Below are 16,979 nucleotides of genomic sequence, written 5' to 3'. Positions count from 1 at the left end.
ACTACAGAGCTCCTTCGGCCTTGAGACGAGTCCGCCCCTCGCAAGGCCGAAGGCGTTTCTTCGCTCTCCTCTCTCTGTCCTCTGGAGGCGTATCGGGTGGAGAGCGAACCGTGGCGGAGACGGGGTGGGCAGGGCGAGCGGTATCTAGGCCTTCGTCAACGTGGCGCCGTGCCCGTCGTTCGGTGCCCTGACGAACTGGCTTGAGGGCGCTCCCGCCTCGCTCGGCGACGGCCTCATGCGACGGAGATCGGCCTAGAGGTGGGGGCTTTGGACGCCTCTATCGGATCGCCGACGATGGCGTCACAATGATCAAGAGTCGGCGCGATTGATCAGTACGGATCGTCTCGAGGTGATATCGGGAGGACGGCCATGCCGAGCCCCTACGTCCGCCGTCGGCGGCTGGCGGCCGAGCTCCGCAGGCTCCGGGAGGGCCGCGGCCTCACGACCAAGGAGCTCGCCCGCCGCCTCCACTGCTCCCGGACGAAGATCGCCCAACTGGAGAACGCCCAGATCCGCCCCGATCCGGGGGAGATCATGGCCATGCTCGACGCCTTCGAGATCGAGGGCCTCCAGTACGACCGGCTTCTCCAACTCGCTCGCGAGGCCGCGCAGAAGGGCTGGTGGGACCGGTACGGGCTGTACATGGGTTCCCGTCAGATGCTCGCTGCCGAGCTCGAACACCACGCCGACTCCGTCCGCGGTTATGACCAGGCCGGCATGCCGGGCGCTCTGCAATCCCGGCCGTTCATCGAGGAGCTCGTCAAGCTCGACCAGAGCCAGCGCAGCATCGGCTACCAACCGGAGCCGTTGATCGAAGCCCGTCTGAACCGCCGGCGGGAGCTGCTCGGGCAGGACGGTCCGGAGTACGAGACCATCCTGGACGAGTGCGTGATCCATCGGTTGGCCGTGCCGCCGCGGACCATGGCCGCGCAGCTCGACCACATGATCCAGGTGATCCTGGAGGAGGAGAGACTCTCCGTGCGGGTGCTCAGGCACGACGCTCGTCTTCCCGGAGGGCTGCTTCCCAGGTCGTCCTTCTACCTGTACACGTTCCCTGAGGACGACGATCCCGCGGTGGCCGTGGTCGACACCGTCACCACCGACTTCGTCCTCGACCGGCGGAGCGAGGTCGTGCGGTATGCCGGGATGTTCGACCGCCTCCGGGATGCCGCCCTGCCTCCTGAAGACAGCATCGCCTTCCTCGAACGGGCGGCCGACCGGTTGACCGACCAGTAGGAGCGGGGATATGGGCAAGGATTTCCACGGCTGGCGCAAGTCACGCCACAGCGACCCTGACGGGCACTGCGTCGAGGCAGGTCGAGCCCCCGACCGCACGATCGGGGTCCGCGACAGCAAACTCGACGGCACCGGGCCGGTCCTCGAATTCACCAGGGACGAATGGCGCGCGTTCCTTCACGGGATCCGCTCCGAGACACGCTGATTCTCTGGTCGTCTGCGTCCCCGAGGTCGAGCGGCGGCCGAACTTCCCCCGTGGGAGGGATACGGCTTCGGGTGCAGGGTGAGACGATCCCGCGGTGCAGCGCTCCTCTGGGGCGGTGAGAGGCGGGTGGGGTCTGTGCGGATCTTGATTGTCGCTGTTGGGACGAGTGGGGATGTCGCTCCGTTCACTGGGCTCGGAGCCCGGTTGCGGAACGCGGGGCATGAGGTGACCATTGCCGCGCACGGGCCCTTCGAGGAGTTCGTGCGGGCGCGGGGGCTCGGGTTCTCGGCGCTGCCCATGGACATGAAGGCGGAGTTGAGCGGTGAAGAAGGGCGCAAGTCGCTGACGTCCTCGCCGTTGATGGTGGTGCGGCAGACCCGGATCTACGCCCGGCACTGGGGTGCCATGGCCGACGCGATCGTGGAGGCGGCCAAGGGGGCCGAGTTGATGCTGGTGTCCACGATGGGCTGGCTCGGCATCCATGTCGCGGAGGGGCTGCGCATCCCGAGCATGGGCGTCTACCTCCAGCCGATGGATCCGACGCGCGAGTTTCCCCCAGCGGTCATGACGACCCGGTCGTTCGGAAAATGGGGCAATCGGGCGGCAGCGCGGGCCATGCGCGTCCTCGGGCAGGCCCCGTTCCGGTCGGTGGTGAACGGGCTGCGGGAGCGCCTGGATCTTCCGCCGGTCACGCCCGCGCGGTTCTTCCGGCGGCTGGACGAGCAGGGCTGGCCCGTCGAGTACGGGTTCAGCCCGACGGTCGTGCCGCGTCCCGCCGACTGGCCGCGCGGGCGGGAGGTGGCCGGGTACTGGTGGCCCGAGCCCGTGCCGGGCTGGCGGCCGCCGGAGGCGCTGCGGGAGTTCCTGGAGGACGGTCCGCCGCCGGTGTTCGTCGGCTTCGGCAGCATGACGGCCGTGGACCAGGAGCGGTACAGCGAGATGGTGACGGAGGCGCTGCGGAGAGCCGGGGTGCGGGGCGTCGTGCAGGCGGGCTGGTCGGGGCTCGCCGCGGCCGGGCGGGCGGAGGACGTGCTGTCGGTCGGGGAGGTGCCGCACGACTGGCTTTTCCCGCGCATGGCCGCGGTCGTGCACGCCTGCGGGGCGGGGACGGCGGCGGCGGGGTTTCGAGCGGGCGTTCCGACGGTCGGGGTGCCGCTGGCGGCCGACCAGCCCTTCTGGGCGAGGCGCGTGGCGGCGCTCGGGGCTGGGCCCGAGCCGGTCCCCTTCCGCCGGCTGGACGCAGGGCGCCTCGCGGCCGCGATCAAAGACGCAGTGTCGCGCGACTCCTATCGGGAACGCGCCCGAGAGGTCGCCGAGCGGATCGCGGCGGAGGACGGCGCGTCGCACGTGCTGCGCGCCATCGAGTCCCGGATGCCATAGGGGCAGCGGGCCCTGGCCGGTGTGGTCCGAGGTCCCGTCCGGCCCGGGATCGATCGCCGGTCGCGCACCGGCCGCCGCCGCGCTCGAGCAGCTCTCGCCGGGTGCGTTCCGAGCCAGGCCTCCGGGCCGCCCGCCCCCGGATCAGAGGGGAAGCGCGGCGGCCAGTCGGCGGATCACCTCGGCGTCGTCCGCGTCTCCGTCACCGGCGGTGGGCATGTGCTCCGTGATGGCCGCCCCGACGACCCGGTCCAGGCGGGAGACGATGTCGATCAGGCGGTCGGGCGCCACCCCGTCCGGCTCGCGGTAGCCGAGCGAACCGAATCGCGTGGGTTCGAGGACGTCCAGGTCGATGTGGAGGTAGACGGGGCCGGCGAGATCCTCGAACGCCTCCTCGAAGTCGTCCACGCCGTGGCGACGGATCCCGGCGCCGCGGAGGTACTCGTGCTCCGTCGCGTCTCCCGCCCGCTCCCCCGCGATGATCACCTGCTGGGGCGACAGCGGCTCGTCCGGCCGAAGGGGCGCCGGTCCGTCGCCGAGCAGAGTGCGCAGCACCATCCCGTGGAAGGAGCCCGACCGCAGGGTCTGCGGCGTGTAGAGGTCGGGGTGGGCGTCGACCCACAGGACCGTGAGCCGGTCGCCGTACCGGGCGCGGGCCGCGGCGATCGGCGCCAGGTCCACCCCGCAGTCGCCTCCGGCGGTGAGCACGACGTCGTCGATGCCCGCCAGGGCCTCCCGCGTCCTGCGGAGGTTCTCCACCAGGACGTCGAGAGACCGGACTCCGGCGTCGGGCTTGCCGCCCGTGTCGAGGACGGGCACGTCGACCCGAGAATCGGCCGGGACCAGCTCGGCGGTGCGGCGGGCTCCCGCCGACAGCCGCGGCGAGTCCCCGAGGCCCGACCCCTGCCACTGGGGCACGCACAGCACAGTCGTCACTTGATCGACGATACGGACGGGGGTGCCGCGGCGCACCGCGCTTCCCCGTATCGGGGCGCGGTCACGGCGAAGAGGGGCCCGGGCCGGCGAGGCCGTGGAGCAGGAGACGGGTGAGGGTGTCGATCACCTCGTCGTCGGGGCGGGCGGAGTCGGGGGCGTCGCCCAGCAGGGCGTAGGCGAGCATCGACAGCATCCCGCCCATCGCCGCCGCGACCAGTTCCGGGTCGCCGGGCAGGGGACGTCCCGTCTCCTCCAGGTGCTCCAGGTGTTCGCGGAGCACCCGGGTGTCCTCGGTCAGGCGCCGCCAGAGCCGTCCTTCGCCGGGGCCCGCGGCCATGGCCTGCTCGAACAGGGCGAGCATGACGGGCCGGGCGCCGCGCATCAGGCGCCAGGCGACCGCCAGGTGCTCGCGGAGCTGGTCCCGGTCGGTCAGGTCGTGCGGCGGATGGTCCTCCTCGGCGAAGTGCGCGTGCGCCTGGCCTTGCAGGTCGGCGAGCAGGGCCTGGAGCAGGTCGTCCTTGCTCGCGAAGTGGTCGTAGAACGAGCCGGTGGCCCTGCCGGCCGCCGCCGTGATGTCAGTGATCTTGGTGTTCAGGAAGCCGCGCTCCCTGAACTGCCGCAGTGCGGCGTCCTTCAGGGCCGCCTCCGTCTCCGCGGCCCTCGCCTTGCGCACTCCCACCGGACCTCCGTCTTGACGCCGTCGTCGCCGCCTCAGCATACTGAACGCGATTTCACCGAATACAGATTCAGTGAATCGAGATTCAGGAGGCGTTCATGCAGGTCGTGGTGGTGGGCGGCGGGGTCGCCGGGTCGGCGAGTGCGATCGCGCTGGCGCGGATCGGGGCGAAGGTCACGGTCTGCGAGGCGTATGAGGATCCCGGCGGGACGGTCGGCTCGTTCGTCAGCCTCTCGGTCAACGGGCTGCGTGCCCTGGACGCCCTGGGGTGCCTGGAGGCGGTCCAGCGGGCGGGTTTCCCGGTGGACAGGCAGCGCATGTGGTCCGGGAGGGACCGGCTGCTCGGCGACGTCCCCCGCGGGCGGCGGTCCGGCGATCCGCTGCGCAGCGTGACGCTCATGCGCGCCGACCTGGTCGGGACGCTGCGCGAGGAGGCGGCGAGGTCGGGCGCCCGGATCCTCGTCGGCAGGCGGGTCTCCGGCGGCTCGGACGACCCGCTCATCGCCGGCGCCGATCTCGTCGTGGGAGCGGACGGGATCTGGTCGGCCACCCGCCGGGTGCTGGACCCGGCGGCCCCGGCCCCCCGCTACGCGGGCCTGTACTCGGTCTCCGGGACCACCGACGGGCCCGTCCACCTGCCCGGGGATCGGCCGCAGGGCTTCAACATGGTGTTCGCGCGGCGCGGGGCCTTCATCTACCTGCCCGCTCCCGGCGGCGCCGTGTGGTGGTCCGCGCAGGTCGCCGCCGCCGATCCTCCGCCGGACCTGGCCGCCGTCGGCCCTGCGGAGCTGGCCGAGCTCTTCCGGGACGACAGGACGCCGCTCGCCGTGCTGTGCGCTTCCTCCCAGGTCAGCGCCTCGACGTTGCTGCACGTGCTCCGCCCGGTGACGCGCCGCCACGACGACCGGACGGTGCTCGTCGGCGACGCGGCCCATCCGGTCGGCGCCGGGCAGGGGGCCTCGATGGCGATCGAGGACGCCGTCGCGCTCACCCGCCGGCTCGCGGAGGTCGAAGCCGTCCCCGCGGCCCTGGCCGCCTTCGACCGGGCGCGCCATGACCGGACCGGCAAGCTGGCCAGGACGGCGGCCGCCAACAGGGACGCCAAGACAGCGGGCCCCGTGGCGGCGCGTCTCAGAGAGGCCGTGATGCCGTTCTTCTTCAACCGCTTCTACGAGAAGGCCACCGGCTGGCTATACGACCACGACCCCGGAAACCTCCCCACGGCCCGAACCTCCTGAGCCCCCGCACCCCGACTCCGCGGTGGCGCCGACCGGGCCCGGAATCGGGTGGGGCGGAGAGTCTGAAAAGAGTTCGGAGAACTCGGGGATTCACTCACATCAGTCCGGACGTTCACGCCGCGGCCTTGGATTATGCCCATGGCGGCCACATTCCGTGCACTTTGCGGGGGGCCGCGCGTCGGCCGGCACCCCGCCCGATGGGTCGCCCTCGCGTCGCGGCACCCCTGCCGACGCCCGGTCCGCCTGCGCCGGGCCACCGCGCCGCCGAATCGGCGGATGGAACCCCGGGACGGCGGAAGTGCTGGTCAGGCGGTTCGGGGGCCACACGCTGCGCCTCGCGGCGTACTTCTTTCGGAGTACGCGGGCGACGCGGGCCGGAGTACCGCTATTTCCCCACAGAGGCGGACAACAGCGAGCAATTAATCCCATAGCGTCTTTCTCGTGCGTTATTCGAAAGCCGGATCGCCCGGACGGAAAGACACCGGAACGGTCCCGGACGACGGGTTCGCACTCGGGACCCCGAGACGGCTGAAGGAGGTGTGACTCATGGAGGCTTTCGAGGAGATCGTGGTGGAGACGCCGGAGACCGACGAGGTTTCGAGCATCGACTTCGGCTGCTGACCTCAGGTCGGTCGCCGGCGCCACGCGGCCCCTCACCACGAGCGCCAGGGACCGCGGCCGTGCGGACGTGATCCGTCCACGGGGCCCCGAGCTCGAAACGGTCCGCTCCATGGGACCGCGGACCGGTCCGGCGACAGCGCGAAGTGCGTGACAGATGGGCGGGTGCGGCACTCCAGCTGCCGCACCCGCTCTCTCCAGTGAACCACCGCGGACGCCGAGTTCGCATTGCGAAAGGAATCGGGATGGGCGACCCCAAGGTCTACCGGCCCTCGCGCTTCACGGTGATGACGCCGCACTCGGCGGGCGGTTCGGTTCTGTACAACTCGATGCGCGGCAGCGTCTTCTACGTGCGCGAGCCCGTCGCCGGGCGGGTGCACGACCTGCTGCACAACCGCAAGGCCCGCATCACCGCCGACGCGGACGCCGACCTCGTCCCGGGCCTCGCCGAGCGCGGCTTCCTGGTCGAGGAGGACCACGACGAGGACGCGGAGGCCAGGGAGCTGCGGGACGGCCGGACCACCCGGACCGACCGGCTCGAGCTCATCCTGATGCCGACCGAGGCCTGCAACTTCCGCTGCACCTACTGCTACGAGGACTTCTCGCTCGGCCGCATGCTGTCCGGCGTGCGCGAGGGCGTGCGGCGGCTGGTCAGGCACCGCCAGGAGCGGCACGACCTGCGGTCGCTGTCGATCTCCTGGTTCGGCGGCGAGCCGCTGGTCGCCTTCGACGTGATCGAGGAGCTGAGCGAGTACTTCACGGCGTTCGCCGCCGAGACCGGCGTCGACTACCAGGCGGGGATGACCACCAACGGGTACCTGCTGACCGAGGACGTCGCGGCGCGGTGCGTCGAACTCGGGATCCGGCAGTTCCAGATCACCCTGGACGGCCCGAAGCACGCCCACGACGGAAGCCGGCCGCTGATGGGCGGCGGCTCCACCTTCGACGACATCATGGCCAACATCCGCGCGATGGCCGCGAGCGACCTCGACTTCCGGGCGCTGCTGCGCACCAACTTCTCGCCCGCCAACGTCGGCAGCGTCCCGGAGCTGGTGGCCGAGCTCGGCGACATCGCCGCCGGGGACCCCCGGTTCGCGGTGATCTTCCGGCCGGTCGGCCGGTGGGGCGGGCCGCAGGACGAGGACATCGAGGCCTGCTCGGGACGCGACGCGGAGCTCGCCAAGCTCGATCTGAACATGCGGGCGCACGGCCACGCGCTGGCCGGCGGCGACCTGCGCACGCTCCGGCCCGGCGGCAGCGTCTGCTACGCCGCCAACCCGTGGTCGTTCCTGGTCCGGCCGAACGGCGTGATCGGCAAGTGCACGGTCGCGCTGCGCGACGCCAAGAACATGGTCGGCCGGCTCACCCCCGAGGGCGAGCTGAAACTCGACGACGACCTGATGCGGCTCTGGACCGACAACGACGACGCCCACGACGAGGGGTGCCGGTCGTGCTTCTTCCGGCCGTCCTGCCAGGGCGCGCACTGCCCGCTGATCCGCATCCAGGACGGCGTCCGGCCGTGCCCGCCGCAGAAGGTGTGGATCGGGCCGAACCTCCAGACCTATACCGACCTCCAGCGCACTCCGGCGGGGGCGAGCCATGGATGACCGGAGACTGACCCTCGACATCGACGCCCGGGTGGCGGCCTGGATCGGCCCCGGAGGCGTCGTGAGGGCCGCCGACCTCGACGAGACCCCGCCTCGCGTGCACGAGGCGGACGGTCCGGAGGGCGCGCGGTCGGTGGTGCCCGGCGGCCGGCCCGGCGAGTTCCTCGCGACCGGTGACGACGCCCTCGTGCCGGTCCGGTGGACCGGGCAGGGCGCCGAGGCCGGAGACCCGGTCCCGCTCCCGGACGACGCCCGGCAGGTCGGCGCGGCGGGCGGGCGGATCGTCGCCTGCACCGGCGAGTCCCTCCTGACCTGGGACGGGACGTGGCGCGAGGAGGCCGCGCTGCCCGCCGAGCCCGTGTGCGCGGCGTGGCAGAACCGGCGCCGGTCGCTGCTGGTGCTGACCCGCGACGGCTCGCTCACCCGCTACGCGAAGCAGGTGCAGACCGCCCGCGACACCGCCTGGGCCGACCCGGCGGCGGCCGTCTACGACGAGGTGCTCGGCGCCGTCTGGCTCGCGCATCCCGGCGGCGACCCGCGCACCCTGATGGTCCGGGTCGAGCCGTGGCCGCCGCGCGTCGTCTACCGCGCCGACCTCGGCCCCGGCGTCCGCGGCCTGACCGTCGCGCAGAACGGCGAGTGGCTGGCGGTGCGCTACGAGGGCGACCGGCCGGCCGAGCTCTACAACGTCTCCGGCCGCCGCCTGTTCCGCCCCCCGGCGACCGCGGGCAGCGCGTCCGCGGGCGTCGTCTTCACCTACGACAACCGGTTCGTCACCGTCACCGAGGACGACCGCGTCTCGTTCGCACGGCTGCCCGCGCGCGTGGACGTCCGGACGGCGCCCGCGGGAGCGGAGGGCGCGTCCAACGAGTTCTTCGAGCACGGCGGCGACCTGGACATCGAGACCTTCTGGGAGGGCCAGATGTACAAGGCCAGCAAGCCCCGCAGGCGCCCGTCCCCCGCCGCCGCGGGAGGCCCGCGACCCGCCGCCGCGGGAGGCCCGCGACCCGCCGCCGCGGGAGGCCCGCGATGATCACGGCACCGCTGCGCGAGTTCCTGTCCCCGGAGGAGCGCCTGCCCAAGATCAACGTTCGGACGCGGGCGCGGCTCAGCCACGACGAGATCGCCCGCCAGCTCGACGCCGGACGCTTCGACGTGCCGGCCCTCGCCCGCGCCTGCAACCGCGGCGCGCTGATGATCGCCATGGTCGGCGACCTCGCCGAGGCCGAGCGGTCGTGCCTGCGCCAGCTCCAGGTGCTCGCCGTCCTGCGGCACGAGCCGGAGACGGCGACGTCGGCGCTGGCCCAGTCCTTCCAGCCGTGGATCAACCTCGGGCGGCTCCGGGTCATCCAGGGGCGCCGGCAGGAGGCCATGCGTCACTTCGAGCTGGCCCGGCCCTACCGGGAGGACGCGCGGATCGCCCTCGGACCGCTCGTCCTCGAACGCGCCGACCTCGACCGGTTGCGCGACAGCGAGATCGGCTCCGCCGTGCGGCTGTTCCTCGACAACGTCGAGGTGGTCGAGTCGGCCAAGGCGTACTGCCGCGGCAAGGCGTTCGCCGAGCTCGGCGGCGCGGCGGCGCGGTGGGGCCGGGACGAGCGGCTGCGCCGCGTCCCGCACACCGCCGAGGCCGCGAAGATCGCCCAGGCGCACGGGCACGGGCCCGGCCCCCTCGTCCCGGCGCCGAGGCCCGGCGCCGACGACGAGGCCGACAAGCCCACCTACGCCGAGCTGGTGCTCGGCCTGCACGAGGCCTACCGCCTGCACCTGTCGGACGAGGTGTACGACCGGCAGAGGTCCCGCGACCTCGCCGAGGCCCTCCGGGGGCACGTGCCCGACATGGTCGGCCTGCTCGGCCAGGCGGCGGCCGCCGCGCCCTACCTGCTCAGGCTCGGCGACCTCCTGCGGGCCCAGCACCGCACCGACCAGGCGCGGGACGCTTACGCGCGCGCACTCGAACTCGCCCGCGAGATGGCCGACGAGGCGCTCACCGTGGCCGCACTGCGGGCGCTGGCGCCGGTCGAGGACCCGGCGCGGACCCCCGAGCTGACCGCGCGCGTCGAGCAGCTCCTCGCCCGCTCGCTCTACCTGCCGCTGCGCAAGCTGCGCACCGGCGGGCAGGCCCGCCCGCTCCAGGCGGCCGACGTGTCCGAGCTGCGCGACCTCGTCGCCCAGGAGCAGCGCCTCGTCCGCGCCGTCGCCGCCGGAACGCTCCCGACCGCCCGGGACTGATCGTCATGACCGAACCGCCCACCGCCACCGAAACACCCACCGCGCCCGAGCCGTCCGCCGTGACCGGACCGCCCGCCGTCACCGTGCCTCTCGCTGGCACCGAGCCGCTGGCGCGGCTGGCGCGCGACGTCGCCGCCCTCGCCGAGTGCTGGGAGGACAGGCCGCTGCTCAGCCGGGGGCTCGGCTCCTTCGACGACGTCTTCTCGCTGTCGCGCATGGAGTCGGTGCTCGCGTCCGCGCCGCTGGTGTCATCGTTCGTCCGGCTCATGCGCGACGGCGACCAGCCCGATCCGGGCCGGGCGGCCCGGCCTCGCGAGCGGGGCGGCCCCCGCGCGGAGCAGCTGGTCGACCCGGCCAAGCTGGCACGCGAGCTGCGCGGGGGCACCACGATCCTGCTGGAGGAGGTGCAGACCTGCTGCCCGGAGGTCGCCGCCCTCGCCCGAGGCGTCGAGGACGCCACCGGGTACGCCACCTACTCGGCGGCCTTCCTCACCCCTCCCGGCGCCCGGGGCGCGGCCCCGCACTACGACCTGGCGAGCGTCTTCATCCGGCAGCTGCACGGCTCCAAGCGCTGGCAGGTCGGCCGGCCCGTCGAGCCGTGGCCCAAGGAGCCCTGGAACAACCGGAAGGTGCCGCTGGACGGCAGGGTCGAGTACCTCCTGGAGGAGGGCGACTGCCTCTACCTCCCCCGCGGCTACGTGCACGTCGGCGAGGCCACCGGCGCCGCGTCCCTGCACCTTTCGATCGCGCTCAAGCCGGTGACCTGGGAGCAGGTGCTCGTCCGGCGGATCGCCGAGCTGGCCGCGCGCGAGCCCGCGCTGCGCCAGGCGCTGCCGCTCGGGTTCCACCGCGCGCCCGACGGCGCGATGGCCTCGCTCATGGCGTCCCGCGCCGAGCTGGTCCGCGAGCATCTCGGCGAGCCGCCCTGCGAGCGGGCCTGGAAGACCGTCCGCGACGGGCACGCCCCGCCGCGGCGCACGCCGCCGGGCGAGCTGGCCGCCGACCTGCGCGACGCGCTGGAGGAAGGAGGGCGCGAGTCATGAGCGGAGACGTCATGAGCGTCGGACCGGCCGCCGGAGACGGCGCCGCCGGCAACGACTACGCCGGGCTGTGGAAGCGGTTCGGCGAGCTGACGGGCGACTTCGAGCGGCCCCACGTCCTGCGCGATCCCCTGAGCACGCCGATCTGCGACCTCGCAGACCTGGCGCAGACCATCCGCAACGTCGCGGCGGACGACTTCGCCGTCGCGGCCAGGGCCCTCGACGTGACGACCGAGGGCAACCGGCGCGCCGAGCTGAAGGCGCGCGTCATGGACCGGCCGCCGGAGCCCGGTGAGGAACTGGTGCCCTGGGCCCGGCGGCTCTTCCACGGCCTGCCGTTCTCGGTGATGCTCAACGGCGCCGAGCGCTGGCACGAGCCCCTGGCCAGGGCGGCGGCCGAGTTCTTCACCCCGGCGCGCGAGCAGTTCGGGATCCCGCAGCACAGTTACCGCATCTCGCTGTTCATCGGGGACTACGGCTTCACCCCGTCCGGGGTCCACCAGGACGTGGGGCGCGCCGAGCGGGTCTTCCACTTCAACGCCGGGCCCGGCCGCAAGCTGTTCCACTCCTGGCCCGTCGAGGACTTCCGCCGCCTGACCGGCCGCCGGCGTCCGTCGTTCGACCCCGAACCGCTGGTCGAGCACGCCCGCACCCACGCCCTCGACCCCGGCGACCTCATGCTGCTGAACGTCGCCTGGTACCACGTGGGCCAGTCGGACGAGCCCGCCGCCACGGTGGGCCTGGAGATGTCGAAGCTCGACGCCGGGACCGTCCTGCGGGAGGCCGCGGCCGACGCCGTGAAGGGCCTGCTGGAGGCCAGGCCCGATCCGGTGGGCGACCCGGCGTTCGTCCCCGAGCCCGTCGACTACGCCGACCTCGGCTGGGCGGACCTGCCCGACGCCGGGCTCGCCCCCTGGCTGGCGGACGCCGTCGAGGCCCGCACCGCGCGGATGCGCAGCAACCTCGGCTTCGCCTCCGCGCCCGCGCCCCTGCCGAGGACCGACGAGCAAGCGGTCCGGGCGGGCGCGGTCCGGTCGGCCCGGCCCTTCCCCCTGGTGCTGCGCGACGTCCCGGCGCGTCCGGGACGGCCCGAGCACACCGAGCTGTACGCGCGGGGCGTGCGGCTGCGGGTGCCCCGGAGCGCCGCCGACCTGATCCGTGAACTCGACGCCGGCGAGCCCCTCGAACCGGGCGGCCGGTCCGACCTCGCCGTACGGCTGGCGACCGCCCTGGTCCGGCTGCGCGCGCTCGACCTCCTGGGAGAGGAATGATGTACGCCTTCGCGACCGCCCGGCAGGGCCCCGCCACCGACCGCAGGACGCCGCGCCGGGACCTCCAGCAGGTGCACGCCCGGTCCATGGAGCTGGTCGCCGCCACCCTGGAGGCCCAGGACCGGCTGATCGGCGTCCTGACCGGGATCACGCCGTACGACGCGGCGCGCGACGAGCTGCACCGCGCGATCCGGACCCTGTCCGGCGCGACGTGGGAGATCGCCCGCAACGACCCGCGGCGGCTCGACCGGGTGGCGGTGTTCCTGCCGTCCAACAACGTCTTCTACTCCTACGTGCTGTTCGGGCTCGTCCCCGCCCTGTACAGCGGCGAGGTCGCCGTCAGGCCCTCGGCGCGCACCCGCGGGACGGCGCTGGCGCTGCACGAGGTGATGCTCGAACGGCTGCCCTGGCTGCGCGGCCGCGTCCGGCTCGCCGAGGCGTCCCAGCGCGACTTCGTCAAGGTCTGCGCGGACTCCGACGCCACCGTCTTCACCGGCCGGTACGACAACGGACTCAATGTGATGGAGCGCGTCGGGCCGGACCCGCTGTTCCTGCTCATGGGCTCGGGCCCCAACCCGATGGTGGTCGGCCCCGGCGCCGATCCCGCCGCGGTGTGCCGCTCCCTGCTGATCTCGCGGCTCTACAACAGCGGCCAGGACTGCCTGTGCACCGACCTGGTCTTCGTGCACCGCTCGCGGATCCGGCCGCTGCTCGACCGGCTGCGCGCCCACCTGTCCGCGCTGCCGGTCGGCGACCGCAGGAGGCCCGGCACGCTGATCGCCCCGCTGGTCTACGAGGACGCGGTGGAGGGCGCGGCCGAGTTCCTGGACGCGCACCGCTACCACCTGGTGCACGGCGGCGAGGTCCGCGCGGAGGACGGCTACGTCGCCCCCAGCGTCGTCGTCCTGCCGAGCGCGGAGGGCTTCAGCCCGCCCGAGCTGTTCTCCCCCGTCTTCTGCCTGTGCGCGTACGACGACCCGGACGAGATCCGGGCCTGGGCGCAGACCCCCGCCGAACTCGAACGCGGCATGTACGCCACGGTGTTCGGCGAGCCCCGCCTCACCGGGGAGCTGCTCGGCAGCGCGGTGATCTGCCGGGAGCGCACCACCTTCGACGTCGAGGACGGCAACCAGCCGTTCGGCGGGTACGGGCCGCAGGCCTCCAGCGTCCGCCGGGACGGGACGCTCGCGGCGCGGCCGCTGCTGCTGTCGGCCGAGGCCGGCGCCGCGTCGCCCGCCACCGCCCCGGGCGGGCGGGGCTGAGGCGGAGGGAGACCCATGAGCGGCCTGGCGACCGTGCCGGAGGGCCGGTCCCCCGAATCCGGAGGGGACCCGGCCCCGGTCCCGCTGCGCCGCAACCGCGACTTCCAGGTGCTCTGGATCGGCCAGAGCATCGCCCACCTGGGCAACCAGACCGCGCTGCTCGCCTACCCCCTGCTGGTCCTGGCCGTGCACGGCACGGCCGCGCTCGCCGGAGTCCTCGGCTTCGCCGCCTACGCGGCGGGCCTGGCGGCCCGGCTGCCCGCCGGGGCGTTCTGCGACCGGGCGGACCGGCGGTGGACCATGGCGTCCAGCGAGGCCGGACGGGCCCTGGCGATGGCCGTGCTGGCGGTCGCGGTCATCGCCGGGGCCGCCCCGGTGTGGCTCGTCATCGCGGTCGCCGTCGTGGACAGCGTCGGCCTCGAACTGTTCCGGTTCGCCGAGCGCGGGGCCCTGCGCCACATCGTGCACCCGTCCCAGGTGCCCTCCGCGCTCGCCCGCAACGAGGCGCGCGCGCAGGCGGCGGCGCTCGCGGGCCCGGCCGCCGGGGGCTGGCTCTTCGCCGCCGGGCACGCCCTCCCGTTCGGCGCCAACGCGGTCACCCACCTGGTCGCCGCGCTGGCCGTCGGCACCGTCCGCCGCCCCCTGCGCGAGCCGGCCGGCGGCGGCCCCGGCGGCCCGGAGCGGCGGCCGCTGATGCGGGCCGTGTTCCGCGAGGGCTTCGGGTGGATCCGGCGGACGCCGGAGCTGCGCGTGCTGCTGCTGGCGGCCATCGGCCCCAACCTCGTCTTCGGCGCCGCAGTCCTGGTGATCGTGGCCGCGGCGCGCGACGCCGGGGCGGGCGGCGGCGCGATCGGCACCGCCCTGTCGGCGGCCAGCCTGGGCGGGCTGCTCGGCGCCGTCGCCGCGCCCGCCCTGCTGCGCCGCCTCCCCCCGCCCGCCGTGCTGCTCGGGACGGCCTGGCTGCTGCCCGCGGCGATCGGCGGCCTGGCCCTGCTGAGCGGCCGGACCTGGGCGATGGCCGCGCTGCTGTGCGGCGCGGTCTTCACGGTGCCGGTGTTCAACACGCTCTTCGGCGCCTACCAGATCCAGCTGACCCCGGACGCGCTGCAGGGCCGGGTGGCCGGCGCGGCGACGTTCGTGACCGGCGCGGCCCAGCCGTTCGGCCCGCTGCTCGGCGGCCCGCTGTTCGACGCGGCCGGGGCGGCCGCGACGTTCGCGCTGCTCGCGGGACTGCTGGTGCTGTCCGCGGCGGCGCTGACGGCGTTGCCCGCCGCACGGCGGCTCCCCACCATCACGCCGCGAGAGGCCGGCCCCGACCCCGCGGCCCGGCCGTCCGAGGAGGAGACATGACCGAGCACACCACCGGCCGGCCGGGCGTCCCGGTCGGCATCACCGGAACCGGGGTGCACGTCCCGGAACGGGTGGTGACCAACGACGAACTCGTCAGGACGGGGCTGGACACCAGCGACTCCTGGATCACCGAGCGCACCGGCATCCGCGAGCGGCGGTTCCTGCCGTCCGGGCGGACCACCTCCGACATGTGCGTGGCGGCGGCCGAGGAGGCGCTCCGCGAGGCCGGAGTCGGCGCCGCCCGGCTCGACGCGATCATCATCTCCACGTTCACCCACGACCAGCCGCTGCCGTCGACCGCCCTGATGGTCAAGGAGCGGCTCGGCGCGCACCGCGCGCTGCCGCTGGACCTCAACCAGGCCGCCTGCGCGGGCGGCGTCTACGGGCTGTGGCTCGCCGCGCACCTGCTGCACAACGAGGCGCTGGAGAACGTCCTGGTGATCGGCGCCGAGTGCCTGTCGCGCGTCACCGACCCGCGCGACCGCGGCACCCGCGTGTTCTTCGGGGACGCCGCCGGCGCCGCCGTCGTCGCCCGCACCCGGCCGGGCCACGGCCTGCTGGCCTGGCATGCCGACTCCAAGCTGTCGCACAGCGTGGAGATCCCGGCGGGCGGTTCGCGGCTCCCCGCCAGCCCGGAGACCGCGGCGGCCGGCGAGCACTTCCTGAAGATGGACGGCCGCGTGGTCTGGAAGGAGGCCACCGAGCACCTCCCGGACAGCGTGCGGGCCGTCCTGGACGCGGCCGGCCACGCCGTGGACGAGGTCGACCACTTCGTCTTCCACCAGGCCAACCTCAACATCATCAAGGAGGCCATGCGCGAGCTCGGGCAGCCGCTCGACAGGGCCGTGATCTCGGTCGACCGGCTGGGCAACACCGGTGCGGCGACCGTCTTCCTCGGCCTGCACGAGCTCATGGCCGGCGGGCGGGCGCGCTCGGGGGACCTGATCGTCGTGTCCGCCATCGGCGCCGGCTTCCTGTGGGGCTCGCTCTGCCTGCGCCACCTGAACTGACCCCGACCCCCCGAAGGACCCCTGAGAGAGGGAAACCGCCATGAACGAGCAGACCATCGCCGACAAGTACGTCAAGACCTACGACCTCGCCGTCCGCCCCGAGGACCTGGGCTCCGAGGAGCCGCTGTTCGGCCCCCAGTCGATCTACGGCCTCGACTCGATGGACGTGCTGAAGTTCATCGCGGCGCTCGCGGAGGAGTACGACATCGAGCTGGCGGCGGTCAGGACCGACACCTTCCGCACGCTGCGCTCCATCACCGCGTTCCTGAACGGGGAGGGGTCCTGATGCGCGGCCGCCTCGTCGACCTCCGCCCCCCGGAGGACGCCGACTTCGAGCTGGTCAGCAGCTGGATGCGGCCCGGGCACACCGCCTCGCTGGCCTCGGGCCGCGCGGAGTTCCACTCGGCGCGGGAACTGCGCCACCGGGCCGAGACCGGGTCGGACTCCCTGCTCATGGTGCTCACCAAGAGCGGCCGGACCATCGGGTTCGTCCGGTGGGGCGAGAAGATGTTCCACGGCAGCTACGACATCGGCGGGCTGATCGCCGACCCGGAGTACTGGGACTCCGGCTGCGGCGCGGAGGCCAGCGCCCTGGTGCTGCAGTACCTGTTCCACTCCTGCAACGCCCACCGCGTGCAGTTCGTCGTCGGCCTCTACAACCGGCGCACCGTCACGATGCTGCTCAACACCGGCATCGTCGTCGAGGGCGTGCTGCGCGACTACTTCTTCCTCGACGGCGAGTACCACGACGCGCTCGTGGCGTCCGTCCTGCGCGAGGAGTACTACGCGCTCGACGGGTGGGGCGACGTCGAGGACACCATCCCCGCCGCGGAGAAGAAGGCCGCGGTGGAGGAGTTCCAGCGGGTCATGCGCGAGCGCTGGTCCGGCGAGCTGTTCAAGCGGCTGGTGGAGAGGAGCTGA

16 protein-coding genes are annotated in these 16,979 nt (G+C 73.6%); 14 read left to right on the top strand and 2 right to left on the bottom strand.

Translation table 11 applies throughout. The features are described from left to right. Positions 1–369: 369 nt before the first annotated feature. The 3 genes from FKD65_RS39095 to FKD65_RS46430 all read left to right on the top strand — a co-directional run bounded on the left by FKD65_RS39095 (position 370) and on the right by FKD65_RS46430 (position 2,821). Entirely contained in the window at positions 370–1,236 is an 867-nt protein-coding gene (locus FKD65_RS39095; RefSeq protein ID WP_141584412.1) for a helix-turn-helix transcriptional regulator, read from the top strand. Between the two features lie 10 nt (positions 1,237–1,246). Next, a complete protein-coding gene (locus FKD65_RS39090) occupies positions 1,247–1,441 on the top strand; it encodes a DUF397 domain-containing protein (RefSeq protein WP_141584410.1) in 195 nt (64 codons plus the stop codon). Between the two features lie 78 nt (positions 1,442–1,519). Further along, positions 1,520–2,821, top strand: a complete 1,302-nt coding sequence (locus tag FKD65_RS46430; RefSeq protein ID WP_368367177.1) for a glycosyltransferase — start codon at positions 1,520–1,522, stop codon at positions 2,819–2,821. Positions 2,822–2,962: 141 nt separating this feature from the next. On the opposite strand, the gene FKD65_RS39080 is transcribed toward FKD65_RS46430, so the two are convergent. Beyond that, a complete protein-coding gene (locus FKD65_RS39080; RefSeq protein ID WP_141584406.1) occupies positions 2,963–3,754 on the bottom strand; it encodes an arginase family protein in 792 nt (263 codons plus the stop codon). Between the two features lie 61 nt (positions 3,755–3,815). Further along, complete coding sequence (locus FKD65_RS39075; protein WP_141584403.1) at positions 3,816–4,433, bottom strand: TetR/AcrR family transcriptional regulator; 618 nt, start codon at positions 4,431–4,433, stop codon at positions 3,816–3,818. A 95-nt stretch (positions 4,434–4,528) separates the two neighbouring features. Between FKD65_RS39075 and FKD65_RS39070 the strand changes: the two genes are divergently transcribed. The 11 genes from FKD65_RS39070 to FKD65_RS39020 all read left to right on the top strand — a co-directional run bounded on the left by FKD65_RS39070 (position 4,529) and on the right by FKD65_RS39020 (position 16,979). Continuing rightward, positions 4,529–5,668 (top strand): FAD-dependent oxidoreductase, encoded by a 1,140-nt coding sequence (locus FKD65_RS39070; RefSeq protein WP_141584401.1) that lies wholly within the window; start codon positions 4,529–4,531, stop codon positions 5,666–5,668. A gap of 863 nt (positions 5,669–6,531) precedes the next feature. Beyond that, positions 6,532–7,893 (top strand): radical SAM protein, encoded by a 1,362-nt coding sequence (locus FKD65_RS39065; protein WP_141584398.1) that lies wholly within the window; start codon positions 6,532–6,534, stop codon positions 7,891–7,893. Further along, entirely contained in the window at positions 7,886–8,926 is a 1,041-nt protein-coding gene (locus FKD65_RS39060) for a hypothetical protein (RefSeq protein WP_141584396.1), read from the top strand. Before FKD65_RS39065 ends, FKD65_RS39060 begins: the two co-directional genes overlap by 8 nt. Next, positions 8,923–10,125 carry a hypothetical protein gene (locus tag FKD65_RS39055; protein ID WP_141584394.1) on the top strand — a complete coding sequence of 401 codons (1,203 nt, stop codon included), beginning with the start codon at positions 8,923–8,925 and terminating at the stop codon, positions 10,123–10,125. The genes FKD65_RS39060 and FKD65_RS39055 overlap by 4 nt, the downstream gene beginning before the upstream one ends. Positions 10,126–10,130: 5 nt before the next feature. After that, complete coding sequence (locus FKD65_RS39050; protein WP_141584391.1) at positions 10,131–11,168, top strand: cupin domain-containing protein; 1,038 nt, start codon at positions 10,131–10,133, stop codon at positions 11,166–11,168. After that, positions 11,165–12,436 (top strand): hypothetical protein, encoded by a 1,272-nt coding sequence (locus FKD65_RS39045; RefSeq protein ID WP_141584389.1) that lies wholly within the window; start codon positions 11,165–11,167, stop codon positions 12,434–12,436. Before FKD65_RS39050 ends, FKD65_RS39045 begins: the two co-directional genes overlap by 4 nt. Then, complete coding sequence (locus FKD65_RS39040) at positions 12,436–13,698, top strand: aldehyde dehydrogenase family protein (RefSeq protein WP_205718417.1); 1,263 nt, start codon at positions 12,436–12,438, stop codon at positions 13,696–13,698. The genes FKD65_RS39045 and FKD65_RS39040 overlap by 1 nt, the downstream gene beginning before the upstream one ends. 15 nt (positions 13,699–13,713) lie before the next feature. After that, positions 13,714–15,048: an MFS transporter gene (locus tag FKD65_RS39035; RefSeq protein WP_141584387.1), complete on the top strand. Its 1,335-nt coding sequence runs from the start codon at positions 13,714–13,716 to the stop codon at positions 15,046–15,048. Further along, on the top strand, positions 15,045–16,058 hold the full coding sequence (locus tag FKD65_RS39030; protein ID WP_141584385.1) for a 3-oxoacyl-ACP synthase III family protein: 1,014 nt from the start codon (positions 15,045–15,047) through the stop codon (positions 16,056–16,058). The genes FKD65_RS39035 and FKD65_RS39030 overlap by 4 nt, the downstream gene beginning before the upstream one ends. A 40-nt stretch (positions 16,059–16,098) precedes the next feature. Next, entirely contained in the window at positions 16,099–16,344 is a 246-nt protein-coding gene (locus FKD65_RS39025) for an acyl carrier protein (RefSeq protein WP_141584383.1), read from the top strand. Continuing rightward, positions 16,344–16,979 (top strand): GNAT family N-acetyltransferase, encoded by a 636-nt coding sequence (locus FKD65_RS39020; RefSeq protein WP_141584381.1) that lies wholly within the window; start codon positions 16,344–16,346, stop codon positions 16,977–16,979. Before FKD65_RS39025 ends, FKD65_RS39020 begins: the two co-directional genes overlap by 1 nt.

The sequence above is a fragment of the Actinomadura sp. WMMA1423 genome, assembly GCF_006547145.1.
Lineage (GTDB): Bacteria > Actinomycetota > Actinomycetes > Streptosporangiales > Streptosporangiaceae > Spirillospora.
The sequence above is the reverse complement of the archived record's forward strand: the minus strand, read 5'-3'. Positions and strand labels throughout refer to the sequence as shown.

Excerpts from the sequence above, each read along its gene's own strand:
- FKD65_RS39070 (WP_141584401.1), top strand. The coding sequence starts at position 4,529 with ATGCAGGTCGTGGTGGTGGGCGGCGGGGTCGCCGGGTCGGCGAGTGCG.
- FKD65_RS39020 (WP_141584381.1), top strand. The coding sequence starts at position 16,344 with ATGCGCGGCCGCCTCGTCGACCTCCGCCCCCCGGAGGACGCCGACTTC.
- FKD65_RS39055 (WP_141584394.1), top strand. The coding sequence starts at position 8,923 with ATGATCACGGCACCGCTGCGCGAGTTCCTGTCCCCGGAGGAGCGCCTG.
- FKD65_RS39030 (WP_141584385.1), top strand. The coding sequence starts at position 15,045 with ATGACCGAGCACACCACCGGCCGGCCGGGCGTCCCGGTCGGCATCACC.
- FKD65_RS39090 (WP_141584410.1), top strand. The coding sequence starts at position 1,247 with ATGGGCAAGGATTTCCACGGCTGGCGCAAGTCACGCCACAGCGACCCT.
- FKD65_RS39065 (WP_141584398.1), top strand. The coding sequence starts at position 6,532 with ATGGGCGACCCCAAGGTCTACCGGCCCTCGCGCTTCACGGTGATGACG.
- FKD65_RS39050 (WP_141584391.1), top strand. The coding sequence starts at position 10,131 with ATGACCGAACCGCCCACCGCCACCGAAACACCCACCGCGCCCGAGCCG.
- FKD65_RS39060 (WP_141584396.1), top strand. The coding sequence starts at position 7,886 with ATGGATGACCGGAGACTGACCCTCGACATCGACGCCCGGGTGGCGGCC.
- FKD65_RS39045 (WP_141584389.1), top strand. The coding sequence starts at position 11,165 with ATGAGCGGAGACGTCATGAGCGTCGGACCGGCCGCCGGAGACGGCGCC.
- FKD65_RS39035 (WP_141584387.1), top strand. The coding sequence starts at position 13,714 with ATGAGCGGCCTGGCGACCGTGCCGGAGGGCCGGTCCCCCGAATCCGGA.
- FKD65_RS39025 (WP_141584383.1), top strand. The coding sequence starts at position 16,099 with ATGAACGAGCAGACCATCGCCGACAAGTACGTCAAGACCTACGACCTC.
- FKD65_RS39040 (WP_205718417.1), top strand. The coding sequence starts at position 12,436 with ATGTACGCCTTCGCGACCGCCCGGCAGGGCCCCGCCACCGACCGCAGG.
- FKD65_RS39095 (WP_141584412.1), top strand. The coding sequence starts at position 370 with ATGCCGAGCCCCTACGTCCGCCGTCGGCGGCTGGCGGCCGAGCTCCGC.